The organism is Neobacillus sp., assembly GCF_031988165.1.
Lineage (GTDB): Bacteria > Bacillota > Bacilli > Bacillales > Cytobacillaceae > Neobacillus > Neobacillus rhizosphaerae.
Genome location: NZ_DALZYO010000006.1, coordinates 126931 through 151074, shown reverse-complemented (window position 1 = coordinate 151074; position 24144 = coordinate 126931). Strand labels below are relative to the sequence as shown.

General features: G+C 37.5%; 20 protein-coding genes and 1 pseudogene. 17 read left to right on the top strand and 4 right to left on the bottom strand.

The window, feature by feature from the left end:
• Window positions 1-251 precede the first annotated feature (251 nt).
• Genes RTR43_RS05430 through RTR43_RS05420 form a run of 3 tightly spaced genes read right to left on the bottom strand, consistent with a single transcriptional unit; the run spans window position 252 to window position 2816 of the window.
• Window positions 252-1226 (bottom strand): PDR/VanB family oxidoreductase, encoded by a 975-nt coding sequence (locus RTR43_RS05430; protein ID WP_312470243.1) that lies wholly within the window; start codon window positions 1224-1226, stop codon window positions 252-254.
• A 57-nt stretch (window positions 1227-1283) separates the two neighbouring features.
• Window positions 1284-1802 (bottom strand): dimethylamine monooxygenase subunit DmmA family protein, encoded by a 519-nt coding sequence (locus tag RTR43_RS05425; protein WP_312470242.1) that lies wholly within the window; start codon window positions 1800-1802, stop codon window positions 1284-1286.
• A 27-nt stretch (window positions 1803-1829) separates the two neighbouring features.
• On the bottom strand, window positions 1830-2816 hold the full coding sequence (locus tag RTR43_RS05420) for a heme-dependent oxidative N-demethylase family protein (RefSeq protein ID WP_312470240.1): 987 nt from the start codon (window positions 2814-2816) through the stop codon (window positions 1830-1832).
• A 436-nt stretch (window positions 2817-3252) separates the two neighbouring features.
• Between RTR43_RS05420 and RTR43_RS05415 the strand changes: the two genes are divergently transcribed.
• Window positions 3253-5115 (top strand): sigma-54 interaction domain-containing protein, encoded by a 1863-nt coding sequence (locus RTR43_RS05415; RefSeq protein ID WP_312470238.1) that lies wholly within the window; start codon window positions 3253-3255, stop codon window positions 5113-5115.
• A 74-nt stretch (window positions 5116-5189) separates the two neighbouring features.
• Here RTR43_RS05415 and RTR43_RS05410 read toward each other — a convergent pair.
• Window positions 5190-5374: pseudogene (locus RTR43_RS05410) on the bottom strand (IS3 family transposase); the annotation flags it as partial.
• A 685-nt stretch (window positions 5375-6059) separates the two neighbouring features.
• On the opposite strand from RTR43_RS05410, the gene RTR43_RS05405 reads away from it, so the two are divergent.
• From RTR43_RS05405 to RTR43_RS05330, 16 genes are all read left to right on the top strand, one after another.
• Window positions 6060-6869 (top strand): enoyl-CoA hydratase/isomerase family protein, encoded by an 810-nt coding sequence (locus RTR43_RS05405; protein WP_312470235.1) that lies wholly within the window; start codon window positions 6060-6062, stop codon window positions 6867-6869.
• A gap of 270 nt (window positions 6870-7139) precedes the next feature.
• Window positions 7140-8867, top strand: a complete 1728-nt coding sequence (locus RTR43_RS05400; RefSeq protein ID WP_312470233.1) for a class I adenylate-forming enzyme family protein — start codon at window positions 7140-7142, stop codon at window positions 8865-8867.
• 80 nt (window positions 8868-8947) lie between these two features.
• Entirely contained in the window at window positions 8948-9700 is a 753-nt protein-coding gene (locus tag RTR43_RS05395) for an SDR family NAD(P)-dependent oxidoreductase (protein ID WP_312470231.1), read from the top strand.
• Between the two features lie 243 nt (window positions 9701-9943).
• The gene (locus RTR43_RS05390) at window positions 9944-10573 is read left to right on the top strand and encodes a TetR/AcrR family transcriptional regulator (protein ID WP_312470229.1); all 630 of its coding nucleotides are present in this window, start codon (window positions 9944-9946) and stop codon (window positions 10571-10573) included.
• 133 nt (window positions 10574-10706) lie between these two features.
• Window positions 10707-11588 carry a crotonase/enoyl-CoA hydratase family protein gene (locus RTR43_RS05385; RefSeq protein WP_312470227.1) on the top strand — a complete coding sequence of 294 codons (882 nt, stop codon included), beginning with the start codon at window positions 10707-10709 and terminating at the stop codon, window positions 11586-11588.
• Window positions 11589-11605: 17 nt separating this feature from the next.
• Window positions 11606-13183, top strand: coding sequence for a class I adenylate-forming enzyme family protein (locus RTR43_RS05380; protein WP_312470226.1), 1578 nt, complete (start codon window positions 11606-11608; stop codon window positions 13181-13183).
• An 83-nt stretch (window positions 13184-13266) separates the two neighbouring features.
• Window positions 13267-14031 carry an enoyl-CoA hydratase/isomerase family protein gene (locus RTR43_RS05375; RefSeq protein WP_312470224.1) on the top strand — a complete coding sequence of 255 codons (765 nt, stop codon included), beginning with the start codon at window positions 13267-13269 and terminating at the stop codon, window positions 14029-14031.
• A gap of 14 nt (window positions 14032-14045) precedes the next feature.
• Window positions 14046-15191, top strand: coding sequence for an acyl-CoA dehydrogenase family protein (locus tag RTR43_RS05370; protein ID WP_312470223.1), 1146 nt, complete (start codon window positions 14046-14048; stop codon window positions 15189-15191).
• A 16-nt stretch (window positions 15192-15207) separates the two neighbouring features.
• Entirely contained in the window at window positions 15208-16167 is a 960-nt protein-coding gene (locus RTR43_RS05365; protein WP_312470221.1) for a thiamine pyrophosphate-dependent dehydrogenase E1 component subunit alpha, read from the top strand.
• Between the two features lie 13 nt (window positions 16168-16180).
• Entirely contained in the window at window positions 16181-17152 is a 972-nt protein-coding gene (locus tag RTR43_RS05360; RefSeq protein WP_312470220.1) for an alpha-ketoacid dehydrogenase subunit beta, read from the top strand.
• A gap of 12 nt (window positions 17153-17164) precedes the next feature.
• Complete coding sequence (locus RTR43_RS05355) at window positions 17165-18409, top strand: dihydrolipoamide acetyltransferase family protein (protein ID WP_312470219.1); 1245 nt, start codon at window positions 17165-17167, stop codon at window positions 18407-18409.
• Between the two features lie 35 nt (window positions 18410-18444).
• Entirely contained in the window at window positions 18445-19866 is a 1422-nt protein-coding gene (gene lpdA, locus RTR43_RS05350; protein WP_312470218.1) for a dihydrolipoyl dehydrogenase, read from the top strand.
• Complete coding sequence (locus RTR43_RS05345) at window positions 19866-20630, top strand: SDR family NAD(P)-dependent oxidoreductase (RefSeq protein ID WP_312470217.1); 765 nt, start codon at window positions 19866-19868, stop codon at window positions 20628-20630. The genes lpdA and RTR43_RS05345 overlap by 1 nt, the downstream gene beginning before the upstream one ends.
• A complete protein-coding gene (locus RTR43_RS05340) occupies window positions 20624-21376 on the top strand; it encodes an SDR family oxidoreductase (RefSeq protein WP_312470216.1) in 753 nt (250 codons plus the stop codon). The genes RTR43_RS05345 and RTR43_RS05340 overlap by 7 nt, the downstream gene beginning before the upstream one ends.
• Before the next feature lie 12 nt (window positions 21377-21388).
• Entirely contained in the window at window positions 21389-22459 is a 1071-nt protein-coding gene (locus RTR43_RS05335) for a hypothetical protein (protein ID WP_312470215.1), read from the top strand.
• A complete protein-coding gene (locus RTR43_RS05330) occupies window positions 22452-23513 on the top strand; it encodes a zinc-dependent alcohol dehydrogenase (RefSeq protein ID WP_312470213.1) in 1062 nt (353 codons plus the stop codon). The genes RTR43_RS05335 and RTR43_RS05330 overlap by 8 nt, the downstream gene beginning before the upstream one ends.
• The last annotated feature ends 631 nt before the right edge of the window (window positions 23514-24144 follow it).

Below are 24144 nucleotides of genomic sequence, written 5' to 3'. Positions count from 1 at the left end.
AATATATTTTCTAATTAAACATCCTACTTATAGTTTGAAAACCAGCCTGTTGTTTGTTTAACTTCTAGATCAGACAGCACATTTAAAGGTTTCTATTGTAGCTTTAATATACATCTTTAATTCTAATACTAGAGTGGTTTTTGTCATTAGCATTGCCTCCTATTTTAATGGTTTTTAATATTGCGCGCTTGAAGCGTAGTTACAGAACAAAGAGCACTAATTTATGAATCTATTACAGAATAAAGGCTCAATTATAGGTATAAAACGAGCTCTTTTTCATGTTCTTTTGCTCTTGAGGAACAAGTTAAAATCACTTTCTTTGTACGTTTTTCTTCATCTTTGTAGTAGTGATCCCGGTGATCTACTTCTCCTTCAACCACCTCTACTTCGCAGCTTCCGCATCCGCCTACTTTACAAGAGTATGGAGTTTCTACCCCAGCTTTTAATAGTGCCTCTAATAACGTTTCTTCTTCAGAAATTTCCACCTTCTTACCAGTTTTCACTAAATTTACAACAAAAGGATTTTTTGGGCCTCCATCCGTCGCAGCAAATAATTCAAAATGAATGGAATGGCTTGGGTAACCGTATGATTCAGCTGCTTTCCTAAATTCTTTGACCATTGAAACTGGTCCACAGAAATACACATGTGAGCCAATCTGATGTTCAGCCATTGTTATAGGTGTCATTTTATTAGGATTTTCCGTTCTTGAGAAATAAAAATGACATTTTCTGGGGTATCTTGTATTCAAATAATCATAAAAAGCACAATCTTCTTTCGTTCTTGCAGCATAATGTAATTCAAATGATTTACCTTCAACTGTTAAATCTTCCATCATGGTCATAAATGGGGTAATACCAATTCCTGCTGCATAAAATACATGATGTTTCGCAGCTTTGAATGCCAGTGGGAAATGATTTTTAGGCCAACTAATTTCTAAACGATGTCCCACTTTGATCTCATCATGCCAATAAACAGATCCTCCTCTTGAATGGTCATCCTTGCGAATGGCAATCGCATAATGAGTACGGTCAGTTGGATGACTAACAAGTGAGTAATTTCTTTCAATCATCTCGCCGCCATTTTTTACATAAGTTGCGATATGGGAACCACCCGTAAATGCAGGAAACAGATCTTGATCAACGGGGTACAATTGGAAGCGCTTTACTAATTTTGTTTCCTGTACTATTTTTTCTACGTATACTTCAATATTTCCGAATCCTCTCATAAAAACCACTCCCATCGTTTTGTCTGGCATTTTCATTTATTAGCTTTCAAGTAACATTTAATTGGATGTTACAAAAGCAGGATTGTAAGGATATCCAATATATCCTTTTCGCTCTCTTGAGAAGAAAGGGCCAATTTCTAAGCTGATTTGGCAATGATGACAGATTGTATCCGTGTCTTCTGCCACTGCTTCTTGTAGATGATAGCATTTTAAACAATATATATAACGTTTTTTCTTGCCAGAAATAAGCGTTTGAATTTCATCTTCTGAAAAACCAGCCTCAATCGCCGCTGTGAAAATCGTAACTGCATCATCCCATTTAGCAGAAATATAAAGCTGGGTTCCCATTTTTTGACGATCTAATACTTCGCTAACATTCTTTAATTGTAATTCTTCATTGATTTCCATTAGTTCATATTCTTTTTGGTCATTTATTTCATGAATAAATTGTTCGATTGTTTCTGCTTTTTTTGGTACAGCAGAAATAATAAGTAATTTTCTTCGATCCTGTCTTACTGTGATTTTTTCCACAATGGTTTCTGATTTATCGAATAATACCGGGCTGTTGTATACCATTTTTCAATCCCTCCTATCTTTGTGGTCCTATTTAGTTTGTAAACTTACTTTTTCAACTAAGTTTTTCAAATATTCTACTGTAGGTTCAATAAAAGGGGTAAATCCTTTATAATCTGCCATTGGCTTAGGAATATCTGATAGAATAGAGTACGTTTGCGTAAGCCATTCTGGTCTTAATGCTAGATCTTGCATTGCCAGGAATTGAGTATTTAATACGAACAAAACAGCATTACTCCTTGGCATACGATAGAATTTTTGTTCTTCTATACGAAGTCTTACTAGTTCACCAGCATTTTCAGGAGTGACTAAAAAGCGTGTTGGTCCCCAAGTATCAAATGTTTCATAGTTAACATCCCAACGATTTGCCATCAAATTCCAATTAATTCTCGTCCATGGTTGACCTGGTAAAACATTACGTAGTAAGAAATTACGGACTCTTTCAGCCAGAGGTACCCCTGTGCGTGACACAAATGGTACAGGTGCGTGAATTTCGTCAAATGTCATCCCTTTATTCCAGTGAGGTGAGAATAAAGCTGCATAAGATTCTTGAGCAACTTCCAAATATAGATTGTTATCTCTATGAACCATTAATACATAGTCATTGGTGAAATGACGGCCAATTAAATCGAGCGGCTCAAGCTTGATGCTTGATGCATCACCAAATATGAAAGATTCAGTTTCATTTAAAATGAAATTATGAAATGTCCAATGATTACCGTTCTTATCTAATTGAAAGTACTCTGGGTGAGCTTCAACCGCCATATTCATTAACATTTCTGCTACTTCCCATTGCATTTCCATTGTATGTGGATAGGATTGAAACCTTACTTCAGGTTGTTCATTTAGTAATTCTCTTTTTCTTTGTATTTGTTTTTTATATTCTGGTGTTATTTGAACACAATTCATTTCATCCTTTTCAAGTTTCTGTAAGTCATTTGAATACCGATAGTTGGAACCTTCTTTAATGTTATAAAAAGGATATGGAAATAGTTCTAGATTTGTAGATTCGTACATGATAATTCCTCCTTTAATTTGAATTAATAACATCATTTTCTATATAAATATTTGGGAAATGATGTTATTTTATTTAAATGTTAATGCAATAATTGTGCCAAGTTTTGGAAACATTTATTTTCTTCATATTTCATTGGCCTAAATATGGCAGCCATGAAAATCATAATCCACTATTTTTTGCCAGCACTGTCATAAATGTTCGGGAAAAATTTCATATGGTTCAGTAGGGATTAAGCAAAAATTTTATCCACCTTTCTAAACCTTTGCTATAAAATAATAGGAATTTTTACACCAAATTCAAAATGTTAACAAAATATTAAAAATCCTTATTTTATTTATATTCTTTATCTTTCAAATTTGAAATTCCTATTCAAATATGAAATAATTTACTAAATAGTCTGATTACTTATACTCTATATAAGGGAGTGCTATATAGGTGGGGTCTATCCATTTATCAAATGAACAACTTCTTCAAACTTATCAATCGAGTATCCTATCTATTTACGATGAAATTATCGTAACAAATTTTAAGGGAACTATTTTACATCGAAGTGGAGAACTGAAAAACTTTTGGTTAACCAAATCTGCCTCGCTTCAAGGAAGAACGTTTACTGAACTAGAGGAAATTTCATTCTTTGGTGATCCCATATTACAATTATTAAATAGAGAGGTACATTCTCTTCAATTAAAGGCTTGGGATGGTAGTAATATTCTAATAACCGTGTTTACATCAAATGGTTATAGTGAAGAATTAAAGATATGGGGATTAAAAAGTATTTCCGATAATGTAATAGATTCAACAGAAATAACCGATGGCAGGGAGACAAGACACACTTCTTCAATGGTCGTGCATAGCCAAAAAATGCAAGATGTACTTAACACAATAGAGATGGTTTCAAAAGTATCAACAACAGTTCTATTATTAGGGGAATCTGGTGTAGGAAAAGAAATGATTGCTAAAACCATTCATCAATTAGGAAATAGAAGGTCTAAACCTTTTGTTGCAGTTAACTGTGGTGCAATTCCGGAAAATTTATTAGAAAGTGAATTATTCGGTTATGTGGGCGGAGCATTTAGTGGTGCAAACAAAAATGGTGCTCCAGGAAAATTTGAACTAGCAAATGAAGGAATTATTTTCCTTGATGAAATTGCAGAAATGCCACTGAACTTGCAAGTAAAGTTACTTCGAATTTTACAGGAAAAAGAAGTCACCCCACTAGGAAGTTCAAAACCAATTCATATTTACGTCCAAATTATAGCTGCAACGAATCAATCATTAGAAAAAATGGTCAGAGATGGACGATTCAGAGAAGACTTATATTATCGTTTAAATGTAGTACCAATTGAAATCCCTTCGTTACGGGAAAGAGTAGAAGAGATCCCGTACTTAATCTATCACTTCATAGCAAAGTATAATACGTTATATAATAGAAACATCAATATTTTACCAGATGCTATTGATTTATTGTGTATTTTCGATTGGCCGGGAAATGTTCGGCAATTAGAGAATACTATTGAACGAGTAGTTGTAACTAGTAGAGAATTGAACGTGGACTCAAGTTTAGTTTACAATTACATTCCATGGAAAAAGGCTGTTATCAAGGAACCTCCAATTATTGATCACATTATGCCGCTGCAAGAAGCAGTTGATATGATTGAAGAACAGTTAATTAAAATGGCCATGGATAAATATAAATCGGTTAAACTTGCAGCAAAAGTACTGGATATTAGTCAACCTACAATGAGTAGAAAATATAAAAAAATTCGTGAGAAAATTCAACACAACACTCTCTCTCCTTCAAATAAAAGAAACATACTGGAGCAACATCTAAATAAACAATTACGATCAATGGCTATTGTTACATCCTCTGTCATTCTTCCAGAAGAAATCTCTGAATTAGTGAATCATCCTGTTTCACAATCCAATCCAACTTTTAAAATGGTTGAGAAAAAATTAACGAAAATACGAGAACAAGAAGGGATCATTGAGTGGGTCTACATTTTTAAAGCTTTAGATAATAACAAAATGCTGACTATTGTAGCCGATGAAGATTTCGTGATTCCACCTGGAAATTTATATGAAGGTCCTCCTGAAATGATGGAAATGGCATATGAGGCTATGAATGGGAAAGCAGGAGTAACTCCTTTTTATGAAGATATTTATGGAGAATGGAAAACAAGCTTTGCTCCCTTAATGGACCATAACGGAAAAGTTTTGGCCATTATTGGGTTTGACCATAGGAGATCTTATATCGAAACAGAGTTAAAGAAAATAGAGAATATGTTAAAAAATTATTAGGAGAATATAAACATTTCAGTTAACAAAACATCTGGTAATCTGGTACCCATGTCAAGGACATATGAAAAAAAGAGTTAAGCAGCTAAAAGGTGATTCCTATATTGAATAGGGGTCATCTTTTTTAAATTCCATTGATAACGGTAATTGTTATAGTAAACCATATAATGATTTATTTTCGCTTTTAGTGCTTTGAATGTTTTACAGGATCGATAGTCTACCTCATTTTTTAAATGTCAAAGGACTCCTTTGGGGCATTATCCATTACAGGGTCAACTCCAAAATCGTATCCAATGCTTAAGTGTTTGCTAAAAGCTAGGAACGTCATATGAAAAGGAAACAAGATTTTTTTTGAGGAAGAGCAGGGTATTCATTAATCCACATTTGTTTTTCATTCGTCCACAAAATTTTGTTGAAATTCGAGTAATTATTAATTGACAGACTTTTCGAACAATGATATCTTTTATCTACTGAATGGTCAGTAGAAAGGTATTTTCTAGGTGCAGATGGTCTTCAGTTTCTAATTTGAAATTACCTCAACAGGACAGGCAGAGAAATTATTACTGACTGGACAAAGTATTCGTGCAGGTGAAGCATAAAAGCTTTTGATTAATGGAAGTAATGCCCAGGGGAAAATTAGAAGAACGCGCTATGAGCCTTGCATAAAAAATTGCAGAAAATGTTCCGCTGGCATTGCGTGCAATTAAAGATGCTCCAACCATTTGTGCCGATTTACCTATGAATCATGCGATTCGCTATACGTCAAAGGGGTGATTCGTTAAGAAAAAAGATGTTAGAAAATTTCTGATTTTCAAATATGATAAATCAGTTTGCTAGGGTGGAATAATGTTAGTTCAATGATAAACAAGCAAATAAAGAACTGGGCATTTTTGTAGTGGAATAAGATTTAATATCAAAAAATAACAAATTTTATTAGGAGGATCAAAATGAATTACCAGAATATTAAATATGAAAAGGAAAATCATATAGTTACTATTACAATTAACCGACCAGAAGTTCATAATTGTATAAACAACGAAACAAATTTAGAACTGCATCATGCTTTTAAAAAATTTAGAGATGATGACGATGCTTTTGTGGCCATTTACACTGGTGCTGGAGATAAAGCTTTTTCGGCAGGATGGGATTTAAATGATGCTGCCGCGTTAACTCGTCAACCTCAGCTAGATCAATTTCGGAAGGATGTAAGAAATTCAGAAGGATATTGTGGTTATACAAAAAAGTTCGATATCTTTAAACCTATTATAGTTGCAATAAATGGTTATGCTGTTGCAGCTGGATTAGAAAATATGTTGTTAGGTGACATTCGTATATGCTCAGATGATGCGAAATTTGGTGCATTGGAAAGGCGATGGAATATTGTGGCTGGTGACGGTTTATGTGTACGATTACCTTTAATGATTGGTTATGCAAGGGCCATGGAACTAATTATTACTGGGAGAGCAATTGATGCCCAGGAAGCTTTGAATATAGGTTTAGTAAATGAAGTAGTTCCAAAAAATGAAGTGATGCTGAGGGCAAAGGAACTTGCAAAGTCAATATGTGAATTACCTCAAGGGGCTATTCGAACGGATAAGGAAACAGTTATACGCTGTATTGGTCGAACTGTAGAAGAGCAGACTTATATTGAAACAGAAGGTATTATGACAATGTTCTTGCGAGAAGATAAGCATTATGAAGGGGCGGGATCTTTTGTTCAAAAACGTAAGCCAATCTGGGAAAATCACGGAATTTAAGTTTTTATATAAATAAAGATAATGAGAGTTCAATGAAGCTTATTTCAACCAAATATGAAAATAGAAAAATATTAATTTTTTTTAGCATTTGAAATTTATTCAAGATTAATGATACCCGCTATATTTCGCAACGATAGTGATAACTTTTTTTGTTCCAGGAAATTGAAATTATTTTTTTTTGGATTTATTATAGTCGAACAATGTTGGTCAGACCACACATTGTTCGACTATTAAAACTTGCAATATAACAATGGAAGGAGAATTGATTGGATGCTAATAGCAAAAGATTTTTATGATAGGATTGGATATCCTGAAGAATGGTTAACAGATGCAAAAAAGTATAATAAAAATGAATCCTATGTAATATATGATCCATCGTGGGATGAGCCTATTCCAGAAATCCCTCAGATATCCATATATAGCTTATTTAAAAGAAGTGTGGAGAAATATCCTGATCGAATAGCTATGGTATATTTAGATAATCAAATTACTTATAGGGAATTTGATTTATTAATTGATAAGTTTGCTTTTGTTTTAAGAGATCTAGGGATTAAAAAAGGAGATACTATCTGTCCAATGCTCCCTCCATCACTTCAACACTGGATAACTTTTTTGGCTATAGCAAAACTGGGGGCAATTTCAGCACCAATTAATGTTATGTTTAAGGAACAAGAAATTTCATTTCAAATTAAGGATTGTGGTGCTACTACAGTTGTAGTATTAGACGTGTTCTACCCTTATTTTCACAAACTAAGAGATGATCTTAATATAACGAACATTATTGTTACGAATATTAAAGATTTTGCTTCCCCTAATTTCAATGTATACGATAGTTTGAAGCCTTATTGGGATTTTCCAAAGAAGAAATTGGATAATACGTTGGAATTCTTTGAATTAATAAAGAGTGCTAATGTGATGGGCTTCGAGGAGGTTTGCGATCCAAAGCAGGATGTTGTAAAAATTATTTACACTTCTGGAACTACTGGTAATCCGAAAGGCGCTATGGAAACCCACCTAAATTTAGTCCACAATACTGTTACTCACGCTCATCTTATACCAAGTAAAAGGCCAATAAATTTCACTTTTTTACCTATGAACCACACTGGAGGATACTTAGTTTTTCAACTCCCTACTTTTTATCTTGGGGGGACTGTTATTCCAAGACCCATCTTTGATATTGAGGATGCATTTCATACAATCCAAACCTACAAGGTAAATACAGTTTTCGGACCACCTACTTTTTTTATTGGCTTGTTACAACATCCCAAACTTAAAGAATATGACTTGAGTAGTTTATCTTTTACAACTGCTGGTGCTGCTGAGGTTCCAGAGTCCTTAATGAAATTATGGAAGGACAGAATTGGCATTGACTTAGCGGTAGGGTGGGGTGGAACTGAAACAAATTGTATGGGTACTTGGAGTATCTTAAAGAATAAAAAAAATCCACTGTCTGTCGGTTTACCTTATATTGGAGAGGTAAAAGTTATTAGTCAACAAGGTTCTACATTACCTAGAGGTCAAGTCGGAGAAATTTTGTTTAGAGGTCTTCAAGTCTCCAAAGGATATTTTAATAATCCAGTAGAAACAAGTGTTTCCTTTCAAAATGATGGTTGGTTTAGGACAGGAGATGCGGGTTATATTGACAGAGAAGGTTTCCTACATTATGTAGATCGAATAAAGGATCTTATCATTGCTTCAGGATATAACATTGCACCAATAGAAGTTGAAAATATTATTAAACAGCATTCCTCGGTTAGGGAGGTAGCAGTTATCGGTGTTCCCCATGAATATAGAGGAGAGACTGTTAAAGCATATGTAGTTATATCGGATGAATTTAAAGGTCAAATTATTGAACAAGATATCATTGATTTTTGCCGAGAGAAAATGGCCCCGTATAAGATCCCGACATCTGTTGAACTTATACCGGAACTCCCTAAAAATATGATGGGTAAAACGTTAAGAAGAGTTTTGAGAGATAAAGCTAGAAAAAAAGAATAAGAATTATGAATTGAGAAATTGGAAGCGCTTTAAAGAGGGATTAGCAATATTTAAAATCATGGTTATGATGAGGTGATTATATGCGCTTAAAAGAAAAGATTGCTATTATTACCGGGGGCGGAAGTGGTATCGGCAGGGCAACGGCACTTCGATTTTCACGCGAAGGTGCTCAAGTGATGATTGCTGATATGAATGAAGAACAAGGTCTTAAAACAGTGGAAATGATAAAAGCAAATGGTGATCATGCTGAATTTTTATTTACTGATGTTTCTAAATCTGAGGACGTTGAACAACTAGTCAAAAAAACGGTGGATATTTTTGGTGGACTAGATATTATGGTTAATAATGCTGGTATTTCTCATCCGGAAAATAAAATTTCTAACATTCCAATTATAGATTGGAAAAAGGTGGTTGATGTGTGCTTAGGAGGGGTATTCCATGGAATAAAATATGCGATTCCGGAAATGGAAAAAAATAGCGGAGGTTCAATCGTTAATATAGCAAGCATTGCCGGTATTAAGGGACAGAAATTGCTTGCAGCTTATTCAGCAGCCAAAGGCGGTGTAATAGCCATGACGAAAAGTTCAGCTTTGGAATATGGAAAGCAGAATATACGCGTCAATGCCATTGCGCCAGGTGTTATAGAAACAACCATTATAAACGAATGGAAAAATACGGATAAATGGCCAGTTTTGTCAACTGCGAATGTGTTGGGCCGTATTGGTCAACCTGAGGAAGTGGCAAACGCCATCTTATTTTTAGCTTCTAACGAAGCTTCATTTGTTACAGGAACGACGCTGGTTGTTGATGGGGGTACGCTATTAGGTAAATAATAAGGGTTAACCAAACAGAATTGATCCTCCGGTCGAAAGCAGATGAGAAAATCAAATACTCTGGAAAGATTCCAGAGTATTTTTCTGTATTTCTTTTGATGCCTTCTTTGTGAGAAATCACCCCATAGATTGTTTATTATTGTATTAAAATACTATTAAATTGAAGTGGACCGTATTTTGGAAAAATGGATTATTTTAAGCATTAAGTATGTTATTATTTAGAAAAAAGAAAGCGAGCGGACTATGTCAAAACATGATAGCAAGGTTCAAAAAGCAACAGATCAAACAGATTCAACTAAAGAGCGTTTGTTGATAGTGGCTGAGGAATTATTTGCAAAAAAAGGACTCTCAGGGACTTCTGTTAGAGAAATTGGTAGTGCTGTTGGAGTTGCAAACTCAACTATTCTTTATTACTTTCCCTCCAAAGAAGCCTTATACAAAGAAGTGCTGAAGCGTATTGCTAAAAGTATTCAGACCATTACAGAAGACTTAACAGAAGATATCGGAAACGATGAAAAACAAGTAGAAATTTTGGTTGAACGATTAATAGACTGGACACATAGTAACCCTGAATATAACCAAATCATTGTTAGAGAGATAATGGAGAATTCGGAACGAATGAGCGGAGAGCGACATATGTATTTATCCGAAGTAATCGAAATGATGAAGAAACCGTTAGAACGTTTAAATGAAAAAAATAAAATGCAGTCCATCGACCCAACTTTATTTTTATTCCAGATTATTGGCTCGGTATCTTATATGTTGATTGCCCTTCCAACCATTAGACAGTTCACAGGAAAGCAAGATTTTGAATCTATTAAAGATAAACATAAACAGACGCTCATCGAAGTAGTTCGTAAGTCCATGAAATAATCACCTGACAGTCAGGTGATTATTTTTTAATTTTTCAAAAAATTCATTGACAACCTTTTTATGAAGATGTTACGATTTATCTACTGAACGTTCAGTCTACGAATAATTGAAGATCAAATTGGAGGTCTGTAAAATGTTTGAAACAATTAAGTATGAAAAGGTCGGGAAGATTGCAACGATTACACTCAATCGGCCGGAGAAATTCAACACGATTCGTCCACCGATGCCGGAGGAGATTGAGCAAGCCATTATCCAGGCAAATCACGATGAAAGTATCCGTGTCATCATTCTTCAAGGGGCGGGCAAGTCGTTTTGTGCTGGTTTTGACTTCTCGGAAAATTTAGATCACTTCAACGATTGGGGGTTAAAGAGTGCCCAAGAGGAGTGGGATCCTGGAAAGGACTTTATGGTGGCCACAAATCCGTTCTACGGCATTATCCCCAAATTTATGTCGATTTGGAAGAGCAGTAAGCCCGTCATTGCAAAAATTCATGGCTGGTGTGTTGGCGGGGGATCTGAGATGGCTCTTCTAGCTGATGTTGTCATTGCGTCAGATGATGCCCGATTTGGAACACCATATGCACGTGTATGGGGATGTCATTTAACGGGTATGTGGATTTATCGGCTTGGTTTAACAAAAGCAAAAATGTTCGCGCTTACAGGAGATTCGGTAAGCGGGAAAGAAGCAGTTGATATCGGTCTAATTAATTATTCCTATCCAGCAGAAGAACTGGATGAAAAAGTGATGTATTGGGCAAATAGAATGGCCAGTATCCCTACTTCTCAGTTAGCGTCTATGAAGTTAATCGTAAACCAGGTATTTGAACAAATGGGTCTGCAAAACACGCAATATCTTGGCCCAATACTTGATGGGATCATGCGAAATACACCTGAGGGAAAGGAATTTGTAAATGTAGCAAACACCCTAGGTGTGCAAGCAGCTGTTAAAATGAGAGATGAGCCTTTTCAAGATTATAGCCAGGGGAACAAGGAATTAAAACCTAATATGAATTAATATAAGGGAGAGTTTTGATGAATAACTTGCAGGAAAATCTATTGCGCCGTACGACATTAGGAGATTTATTGACTCGTTCTGCCTTACGATTTGGTACACGAACTGCTTTAGTTTATCAAGGAACACTTGTCTCATATCAAGAGTTAAACTCTAAAAGCTGTCAAGCTGCCCATGCCTTTTTACAACTAGGAATTGAACGTGGTGACCGTGTTGCGTTTATGACCCATAATTGCCTGGAATATTTATATTGCCGCTTCGGCTTAGCAAAAATCGGCGCAATTCCTGTCCCCATTAACTTTAGTTTAAAAGAAAAAGAGATCAACTATATTATAAATAACTCAAAGCCTAAGCTTTTCTTCCTAGAAGATTCCCTTGTCCAAGAAGTGATGCCCATCCAAGATGAGCTCCCCAGCATAAAAGAATACGGAATGTTTTCTTTCAATAATCAACACATAGTCCCAGAGGGATGGATAGATGTTCGCCGTTTTTTTTCAGGCAGCTATTCAGATTCAGAAATAGAGGTATACGTAGAATCAGATGACACTGCCACTCTTATCTATACTACTGGAACAGAAGGAAACCCCAAGGGTGTTATGACCTCACATTTAAACTACTACATGAGTATTTTTCACTTTGTATGTGACGTTACTATGAATCGTGAGGATGTCGTGTTAATTGATCTGCCATTATTTCATGTGGCTGGTACCACAATCCTAATGGGAGCCCTTGCTACTGGTGCGAAGGCTTATATTGAATATGCACCAGACCCAATCAACATTTTGAAAAAAACCCAGGATGAAAAGGTGACCATGTGGACGTATCCACCGACGCTCTACTATGCATTGCCAACAATGCCTAACTTTAATACTTATAATCTATCTTCCTTACAAAAGTGTATTATTTTTGGTTCTGTAATGCCGAAACCTGTACTTGAAAAGTGGAAAAAAATTAAACCTGACATCCATTGGAGAAATTACTGGGGTCAAACAGAGAGTACTCCGGTAGGAACGACATCTATGCCAGAGGATTTCGGAGAGAACACAAGTTCAATTGGAGTTCCCGATACAGGCGTAACTGTAAAAATTTTAAACGAACATGGTGAAGAAGTAAAAAATGGCGAGGTAGGGGAGCTAGTCATCCGCGGGGCTGCCGTCATGAAAGGATATTGGGAGAATGCAGAATTAACGAAACACACCCTTCGAGGTGGTTGGCTGCATACAGGTGATCTAGGATACCGTAATGAAAAAGGACAGTTTTTTTTCGTAGATCGAATAAAGGACATGATTAAAACAGGTGGAGAAAATGTTTCCTCCTTAGAGGTGGAATCAGTTTTACAAAGTCATCCAAAGATTGCCATTGCAGCTGTTTTGGGTATGCCACATCCGCATTGGATGGAAGCTGTTACTGCACATGTTGTATTAGTCAACGATCAGACGGCTACGAAAGAGGAAATCATTGCATATTGTAAGGAGTATCTAGCAGGATTTAAAGTTCCAAAAGAGGTGACCTTTTGGGATCAGCTCCCTACGTCCCCTAGCGGGAAAATTCTAAAAACAGTCATCAGAGATCAACTGAACAGTAAACAGATGAATTAGAGGTGGAAAAGTGTTAGCGTATCCATTCTCTCGAGTAAGGTTGTGTTTATAGAGAGAGGTGATTTCTTATCGAACTAAATTATATGAAACTTGATTTCATAGATAAAATAGCCATCATCCGTATGGATCGACTGGCGCATCTTAACACTATAAATGACAAATATATTGAAGAACTTGAACATGTTATTTCTTTCATATCAAAAAAATCGCAAATACATGCTGCTGTGATCACAGGGACTGGTAATACCTTCGCAGCTGGAGCTGATTTAAAGTACTTTCAAAACAGCTCATCTCAAGAAAATATCAACTTAAACCGAAAGTTAATTGCGACATTTAATAGAATCGAACAAAGCTCGATTCCGTACATTGCTTCTATCAACGGAATTGCATTTGGAGGAGGGCTTGAACTAGCTCTTGCCTGCTCTATTAGAATTGCATCTGACAGAGCGGTCGTAGGTTTGCCAGAAGTGAAACTCGGTATTCTTCCTGGAGCGGGTGGGACACAGCGATTGCCCAGACTCATTTCAAAAGGAAAGGCGCTTTATTATCTTCTGACTGGCGACTCTATTTCAGCCAGTGAAGCGGAAAGCATTGGCCTTTTTGATCGAGTGGTACATCATGATGAATTGGAAAGGAAAACGTTCGAGCTTGCTCAAAAGATAAGTGAGAATGCCCCGCTTGCCGTCAAAGCAATCTGTCAGTCCGTTGAGGTAGGTTTACAAATGCCACTCGAAAAAGCCATTCAATATACGGAAGAACAACTACTTTCACTTGCTAATTCTTCAGATTGCAGAGAAGGAATCGATGCATTTTTAAATAAAAGAAAACCACATTTTACAGGAATCTAGAATGGGGGAACAAAATGAATTTTGATTTTTCGAAAGAACAAGTCATGCAAAGAAAATTGATTAGAGATTTTGCCAAAGAAGTGGTAGCTCCTCTTGCTTATGAAATTGATAAGGAAGAGCGCTTCCCATATGAAAGCTGGAAAAAGGCAGCAGAGCTAGGACTCCTTGGAATTACAGCTCCGGAAAAATATGGCGGGACGGAGCTCGGTGTAACAGAATTGTGTATTCTTTCAGAGGAATTGTCTGCTGTTTGTATGTCCACTGCAGCAACAATTACACATCAAGCAATTATGGTCATTGATAATTTAGTCAGAAATGGGAGTGAAGAACAGAAGGCTTACTTTCTGCCTAAGTTGTGCTCTGGAGAAATGATCGGTGCTTATTCAATGACTGAGCCAAATGCAGGGTCTGATGTGCTGGGGATGCAAATGCGAGCCGAGAAACGAGGGAACGGATATGTTTTGAACGGCACGAAAACTTTTATTACCAATGGCCCCGTGGCAGACTTGGCTTTTGTCTTTGCGAAAACAGAACCTCAACAAGGGGCAAAAGGGATTAGTGCTTTTTTAGTTGAGGATGGAACTCCTGGATTTATAAAAGGGAAAAAGTTTGAAAAGATGGGCTGGCGCGGTTCCCCAACTGGTGAGCTGATATTTGAAGATTGTTATGTACCCGAAAAAAATCTAGTTGGAAAAGAAAACGAAGGTCTAAAGATTTTAATGAGTGGGTTAAATAGTGAACGAATTGCGATGGGGATCTCGGGAATAGGGCTTGCGAGAGGGGCTCTTGACGCATCGATTCAATACTCCAAAGAAAGGGAACAGTTTGGCAGGCCGATTTCACAATTTCAGTTAATACAGGCGAAACTGGCAGATATGTATGTAGAGGTAGAGGCTGGAAGTTTACTTGCCTATAAGGGAGCTACTCTTTGTGATCAGGGCAGAATCCATGAAGTAAATAGCCTGGCAGCTGCTGCCAAGCTGTTCGGATCGGAAGTTGCTATGCGAGCAACGATTGAGGCTGTCCAAATCTTTGGAGGATATGGGTATATAAAGGATTTTCCGGTCGAGCGCTATATGAGAGATGCAAAATTAATGCAAATTGGAGGAGGGACGTCAGAAATTCAACGCCATATAATTGCAAAAGCTCTTATCTCTTAGAGCAGGGGGAATGAGGATGTCTTTAACAAAGGAAAAACGCATTTGGATGTATGAACTATTATATATCTCAAGGAAATTTGAAGATTTGTTAGGAAACCTGTTTGCCAATGGAAAAGTAGCAGGGTGGGTACATTTGGGAAAAGGGCAGGAGGCGACTGGAGTAGCACTAACTGCCTGTTTAAACGAAAAAGATTACCTTGTTCCTTATCCACGATCCCGTTCTTCTCTATTAGGAAAGGGTCTGCATCCTGATGTGCTGTTAGCAGAGATTTTAGGAAAAAAGACAGGCTGCTGTGGTGGTATGGGTGGTGAAGCCCATATTATGGATATCGAATCTAAAATCTATGGTACAGGTGGAATTATTGGGAGTAATATTCCTATCGCAGTTGGGTTAGGATATGCCAGTTTGCTCAATCAACAATCTCAGGTAGTGGTATGTGCCTTTGGAGATGGTGCAACGAACCGAGGTGCCTTTCACGAAGCCGTAAATATGGCCGCGGTCTGGAACTTACCAGTTGTATTTGTATGTGAAAATAATCTATACGCCGAATTTATGCCTCAACAATCACAAATGAAAATTAAAGATATTGCTGATCGAGCGTCCTCCTATGGAATAGAAGGTATGGTCGTGGATGGTTATAACATGGAGGAATGCTACGAAACATTCGAGAAAGCTATTAATAAGGCAAGGGAAGGGAATGGCCCCACTTTAATTGAGGTCAAAACTTACCGTTTTTCCGGGCATTTTGAAGGTGACTCAATGTCATATAGAGACAAGGAAGAAACAGCAGCATGGATCAAACGAGATCCATTTGTTACCTACAAGAAATTTTTGCTAGAAGAACAAATAATTTCTGAACAAGAAATGGCTGCACTGGAAGAAAGAGTGGACAAGGAACTGAGCAATGCAGAAAAGTTCGCTTTATCCTCTCCTTTTGTAACAGAAGAAGATGTGAATCGGGTGATTTATGGCTGATGGAGGTAACGGTATGGGGAAATTAAATTTCCGATGGGCGATTAACCAAGCTCTAGATGAGGAAATGACAAGAGATGCTAAAGTTGTTTTACTTGGAGAAGATATCGGTCGTGCTGGGGGTACATTCGGATTAACACGTGGACTTTATGAAAAATATGGGGAATGGCGTGTTAAGGATAGTCCACTTAGTGAGGAGGGCCTCATGGGGACGGCAGTGGGTCTAGCTATTGCTGGATACCGCCCTGTGATAGAAATTATGTTTATGGACTTTATCACGATTGCAATGGAGCAGCTAGTTAATCAAGCAGCTAAAACAAATTTCGTTTCAGGAGGAAAAATTACTATTCCACTTGTCGTTCGTACCCTTGGAGGGGGTGGGTTTCGGGGTGGAAGCCATCACTCACAGTCTCTTGAGGCGTGGTTCACCCATGTTCCAGGGCTGAAAGTTGTTTATCCTTCCAATCCAGAAGATGCAAAAGGGCTTTTGAAGTCAGCCATTCGAGATGATCATCCAGTTTTATTTATTGAACATAAATCCCTTCTCAGCTTAAAAGGAGAGGCTCCAGATGAGGAATATACAATACCGATTGGAAAGGCCAAGATTGTTTGTAAGGGAGAGCATTTAACCATTCTTTCATATGGAAAAATGGTTCATGTGTGCTTAGAAGGAGCAAATGAGCTCGAAAAGAAGGGAATCAAAGCAGAAGTCATTGATTTACGTACGCTACTCCCCTTAGATGTTGAAACAATTATACAGTCGGTTAAGAAAACGAATCATGTCCTCATTGTTCACGAAGCAGCGAAAAATAGCGGCTTCGGGGCAGAGATTTCAGCATTGATAAGCGAACAAGCCATTTATGATCTGGATGCGCCAGTGAAAAGGCTTGCTGGGCTGTTTTCTACTATTCCAGTTGGCAATGCAGAAGATTTTCTTTATCCTACTGTTTTGCAAATCATTCAAACCGCTGAAGAATTAGTGTTATAGGAGGCTTTATACATGAGTAGGGATATTACCATCCCAAAACTGGGAGCTGAAATGACAAGTGCCGTTATAACACAATGGGAAAAAAACAATGGAGACTTTGTTGAGGCTGGGGAAGTCGTTCTGACGATAGAAACGGATAAATTACAATATGACATCGAAGCACCAGAAGCAGGGACACTTCAAATTGAAGGAGAAGAGGGAACCGAGTACCCTATCGGTATGAAAGTTGCTTCCCTACTTACAGTGAATGATAACAATGAATCTAATAATATCGTTACATTAACTCCATCACCTAATGCCCAACTTACCTCCAAACAACCAATCAAAGCTTCACCGCTTGCAAAGAAAATAGCATTGCAACATGGTATAGATCTACAACTCGTTGAAAAGGGTTCTGGCCCAGGAGGGGTAATTCGAAAGCGTGATCTCCTCCCACTAATAAAGCAAAATGAAATAGATTTACAAACAGTTGAGTGTGAAATAACAGCTTCTGAGGTTCTCCCGGAAATTAACCAAAACAAAGCTGAGGAAGAAGCTGCTTTACAAAAAGAGGTATACAAAAAATCACCGGTCAAGATTCTGCCCTTTGCAGGGATGCGGAAGAATATTGCAAACCGGATGCACATGAGCTTGCAGCTAACTGCTCAAATGACTGATTTAAATGAAATAGAAGTTTGTAAACTAGTAACCTATCGAAATGAATTGAATAGTCAGCAGGATCAGACTGGCTTTACTTTTAGCTTTACAGATTTAATTATTAAAGCCATTTCTATTCTTTTGAAAAAGTATCCAATTTTTAATGCAAGTATAGAAAATGATGAAATTAAGATTTGGAAGGAGATTAACATTGGAGTGGCAGTCGCTTTAAAAGATGGCTTAATTGTTCCCGTTATTCATCATGCCGACCAGCTTTCGTTATCGTCTATTCATATAAAATTGGAAGAATTGGTTCGAAAAGCAAGGACTAAGACTTTACGAAAGGCTGATATATCAGGGGGAACTTTTACGATTACCAATTTTGGGTCAGTAGGTGGATTTCTCGGTACTCCAATCCTACACTCACCAGAGGTGGCCATACTTGGAATCGGTGAAATAAAAAAGAAGCCTGTTGTCCGAGAAGATGAAATAATGATTGGTCATGTTATGGGTTATAGCATGACAGTTGATCATAGAATCATTGATGGGGCAACGGCAGCCGCTTTTCAAAAGGAGTTTCGATACTTAATGGAGCATCCCTATTTACTAACGGTGATGTAAGTTCCAAGTATTTAAGTCATGATGGGGTGGATTAGGTGAAGGAAAATTGGGACGTAATTGTAATTGGTGGTGGACCAGCAGGCTATTCAGCTGCTTTACGGGCAGGACAGCTAAATTTAAAAACGATTTTAATTGAAAAATCCGATTTAGGAGGAACATGCTTAAATCAGGGCTGCATCCCAACAAAAGCGTTGGTTCAATTTGCTCAAAGAGTGGCAGAAATAAAAGAGGCACGGCATCATGGGATAGATTTGGAGTTCAAAGGGATTAACTTAAATCAATTCCATGAAAATAAAAACAATCTAATTGGAAAGCTCCGCTCCGGCGTCAAATCAATCTTACAAGCAGCAAATATCAAACTATGTTTTGGAGAGGCATCGTTCCTTACATCGGATACAATCGTAGTAACAGACTCCAATGGAAAAAAAGAAATAATCAAAGGAAAAAACATTATTATTGCTACGGGTTCACAGCCAATCGCCCTCCCACATATGCCTTTTGATGGCAAATCAATTATGTCAAGTAATGATGTTTTACAGCTTGAGCACGTTCCGAAACGGCTTGCAATAATTGGCGGTGGAGTGATTGGCTTGGAGTTTGCCAGTATCTTTGCCTCACTTGGTTCGTCCGTTCACGTCATTGAGAAGCAGGATTCAATTTTAGCAAATGAAGATGAAGAGATGTCGAGACAGTTACAATCTTATCTTAAAGAAAGAGGCATTTCTTTTAAAATGAAACATTTAGTATCCTCTTGTGAAATTTTGGAGCAGGAAAACATACTACACCTAGAAAAAGATGGAGAAAAGTCCTTGTTAATTGCTGATGTTGTTATTGTAGCAATAGGAAGAACAGGGAATATCAAAAACTTAGAGCTCGAAAAAGCAGGAGTTCAGGTGAAGCAAGGGTTGATTTCGACAGATGGAAACTACAGGACAAATGTTACATCTATATATGCGATTGGTGATGTAACTCCTGGCTGGCAGTTAGCTCATACCGCCTATGAGGAAGGTTTTTTTGTTGCTGAGTATATAGCCGGCATGACTTCTGCTCCTGTATCGACGGTGGTCCCCCGAACTATCTTTACCTCCCCAGAATTTTGTGCTGCCGGGCTTACGGAGAGTGAAGCAAGGAGAGTTTATGAACAGATTGATGCTTATACATTTCCACTTTCAATTAACCCGAAAGCCATGATTTCTGGACACAATCAAGGGTTAATTAAATTACTGGTTAATCGATTGTACGGAGAAATCGTCGGCATCACAATGATTGGACATGGGGTAAATGAACTAATCTCTGAAGTTTCTCTTGCCATAGAATTAGAAGCAACAATTCATGAACTGTCCCATGTGATACACCCACATCCATCCTTGTCTGAAGGTTTAAAGGAAGTTTTTTTACAGGCAGCAGGGAAGCCATTTCATAGTAAGAAATCCAAGAAAAAGGAGATAATAATCTGATGATCAACCTATTTGATCTGACTGGTAGGACCGCCATCATTACAGGTGGAGGGCGTGGAATTGGATATACGATAACGAAATCATTGGCTCAGGCAGGGGCCAATATTGTTGTGGCAAGTAGATCACTGGACACATGTCAAAAAGCATTAAAGGAATTACAGATCAATGAGGAGAGAGGTCTGGCAGTCTCGCTTGATGTGACACAGGATGAATCTGTAAAACAAATGGTTCAGTCTGTGTTAGAAAAGTTTGGTTCGGTCGATATACTCGTAAACAATTCTGGGATTAGTCCGTTTATGGCCCCATTAGATGAAACAAAGCTCTCAGGTTTTGATAAGATTATGGACACCAATGTAAAGGGTGCCCTTCGCTGTATTAGGGAAGTGAGTCAGCATATGAAATCGCAAAAATCAGGAAAAATCATTAATATTTCTTCTTCTGCCGCAAATACTCCTGTAAGAGGTCTTGGGGCTTATTCCATTAGTAAGGCCGCACTTCTTTCTCTTACTAAAACCTTAGCAGCTGAATGGGGAAGACATAATATTCAGGTGAATGCGATTGCACCAGGTTTTATGGACGTCGGTGTGGCTGAGTTTGTGAATGGAAATGAGTCGGTTATGAAAAGAGTTGTTGATAATACACCGTTAGGACGCACCGGAAAGGTTGAGGAACTTGAAGGGGCAGTCCTATTTTTAGCTTCTGATGCATCAAGCTATGTAACCGGGCAGACTATGTTTATAGACGGTGGTGCAGCCAATTGTTAAACAATAAAAGAGTCGCAGTTGTTACGGGTGCTTCTGGTGGGATCGGAAAAGCAATCGTTAATAGACTTATAGAGGATGGTCATTTCGTAATTGGACTTGACCAATCAGAAACTATTATTCAATTTATGGAGGAATGCGGAGGGGCTTATGAAATTGTTGATATTTCAAATCCTAAAGCAGTAGAGGCTTGTTTTTATAGCATTATCTCAAATAATAAAAGAATTGAAATTCTTGTTAATAATGCAAGCATTGTCAATAACATCTCCGCTACCGCGAAAATGGAAGTAGAAAAATGGCAGAGGGAAATCAACGTTAATTTAAATGGTACATTTTATTGCACTAAATTGGCTTTAATTGAAATGATGAAGCAACGGTGGGGACGGATCATTAATATGTCTTCAACGGCGGCGTTAGGAGGTTTAGATCGACAGCCGGCTTATTCGGCAAGTAAAGCAGGTATCATTGGTTTGACAAAAAATGTAGCACTTGAGTATGGAGAATTTGGTATTACAAGTAACGCAATCTTACCTGGATTAATAAATACTGAAAACGTAAAAAAGATGCCAGAACAGATTAAGGACGGAGTCATTCAGTTAACTCCAGCCAAACGATTAGGTTTACCAGAGGAAATCGCCAGCCTTGTTTCCTTTTTGGCATCAGATAAAGCCTCATTTATAAACGGTGCACAAATACCTGTGGATGGGGGGGCTCATTTAAACCCTGTTACACTTGCTCGAATGAAGTAAGGAGGGATAAGAATGAAAAATGAAGTGTGGTTTACGGATCAGGAAAGGCATGAAATGACTGTTCCAACTCTTAACAAAGTTGCTGCCATGCTAGAGAAAGCTGATTATGAGTTAGCAGCTAAACTTTGTAAAGGGTTAAAGGCTGAATGGGGATTCTTAAGAATTTTAATGATTGATTCCATAGTAGAGCTTTTAGACTATATTGAGGAAAAAAAGGGTAAGGAATATAAAGATAAGGCGGGGAAAAAAGTTTTTGATAAACTGTGGAAAACACCTGCAAAAGGGACTATGGACTCTGAAAGGAAACTAGTAGAAAAAGGGATTATTGAAGAATGGGCCAAGATCGGAGTGAACGTAAAATCTCGATTTATTGTTTCTTGGCTTTCTAAGGAATACCTAAACCAAATGACATACCCTAAAGAAGAGCAAAAGCTTTTTGAGTATGTTAGTGAAAGAGATAAAAAAAGAGCAATCGAATCAATAAAAATGGCTAAGCATGAATGGGGAATCTATCATGACCTTCTTGTTGAATCTATTGCTTTGTTACTGACTTTTATCTCAGAAGAATGTGGGGAACAGGACGTGGGATACGCATTAGCAGAAATGACTTCAAAGGTATGGAAGGAACCATTCTTACAGATTCAAAAACGCGATCAAAAAACAATTGCCACTGCCTTAGCTGCAACGTGGCGAGCTCATAGTACGTATGGGGCAGGACCAGACCCAGGCTCATTTGAGATTTATGAAGATGAGGATAAATTAACATTTAAGCTAGGCCCATGTGGAAGCGGACAACGATTATGGCGCATGGAACACGAAAACTATGGTAAAACAAAAGGTGCCTACTCTTGGTCTTTTAATAGAAAAGACTTCCCTTACTATTGTGCTCACTGTACCTATATGAATGAATTAATGCCCATTAATTGGAGCGGCAATCCTGTCTATCCTTTAGACCCCCCTTCGACACCTGAAAAGTACTGTACCTGGTATTTTTATAAAGATCCTGAAGGAGCAGACAAACGATTTTATGAAAGATACGGGATTGAAAAAGATAAAGTTAGCAGAGGGAAAGACCATGTTTAATAAAATAAACGCGGCCCTTTTGAACGGTCCTGGTGATCTTAAAATTCAATCTATTAATATGCCAGTAATAGGTCCTGAAGATGTCCTGCTAAAAATTCTTGCAGTCGGTATTTGTGGTTCTGATATACATACCTATAAAACCGGGATTAATGCATATCCCGAACAGATTATGGGTCATGAATTTGTCGGAGAAGCGGTTGAATTAGGTGCTAAAGTGAAGGGAATTGAAATAGGTGATCGTCTGACAGGATTTACTGTTTCGTATTGTGGTAAATGTGAGTTTTGTCGTAAAAGAGACTATCGCATGTGCCCTAGACTTTTTGATGGATATTCAGGGTATGGCAAGAATGGGGCAATGGCTGAATATATGCGCTTGGAAAATGCTATTCTTGGCGAAAATGTATTTCGAATACCCGATTGCTTGTCGAATCTCCAGGCCACTATGGCGGAGCCCTTAGGGACCGCAGTCTACACACTATTTCGCACAAAACCCAAGCCTAATGATAAGGTTGTTGTCATTGGAGCAGGTACTATAGGTCAATTTTTAATTCAGTTATTTAAAACGGTTGAAAACGTAAAGGTTATCGCGGTAGAGATTGAAGAAGAACGTCTAAGACTTGCTAAAATATCAGGGGCTGACGTAGTGATTAATCCTAAGAAAGTAGTCGATCTCTTAGCTGCTATTCAAGAGGAAACGGGAATAGGTGAATATCACTTTGGCAAGGGAGGCAACGCTGATATCGTCATTGATGCTGCTGGTACTCCACACACCCTGCATCAGGCCTTACAATTTGTAAAGAGTAAAGGGACAGTAGGAGTAGTAGCAATTCCAGAAAAATCATCCCAAATAGATTCGAGTTTACTAGTATATAAAGATATACGACTTATAGGAATATTAGGTTCTGTCCTTCCAAAAGGAATTGAATATTTAGAAAAGAAATTAATAAGAACGGATTACTTGATTTCGCATACGTTCCCACTGGATCAGGCACAACAAGCTTTTCAAACCGCAATTCACGACCCAAAAGCAATGAAAGTCCTATTAATACCATAGATATAAAAGTGAATGCAGATGATACTTACCGTTCAAAAAAAAAGACCTCTTTCGGAGGACACTGCAAAAAGGCTAAAAAACGCATTTTGATTTAATAAAAGTAGCCGCCAATTAATGAAAAACATCAATTGGCGGCTACTTTTTGTATTTAGTGAATTTTAGGTCCCCACTATCACACTGAAAGGGACATTTTAAGCTTTATCATTCTCTTAACGTTTACTACAAACGCAGTTAGAAAAGCCTGTATTCGCATACCAAATTGACCACGGGTTTTTGCCCTGGTCATTCTATGTGCATTCTTTAATTCAGCATTTTTATGTTTAATTTTGGAATGAATGCCTTTTTTTGGAGATAATCATCAGGTTCCAAATATGCCATCTGATGAATATGTTCCTCTGATTTAATACTAATGGAATACGGTTTTTCCTTTGTATTGTTATAACAACCTTCCTTGAAAGGACACTGTTTAAATTTGTTGTTCTTTTGTTTTGTTAACCAAAGTTTGTAGCTGTTTTCCATCGTCTTCATTTCCAGGAGTAACATGAATGGCAGTAATGATTTCTTCTTCAGTTAGTTAGAAAGAACAAAGTCATATTAAAATGCTCAAAAAACCTATAGAATCAAGTTTTTT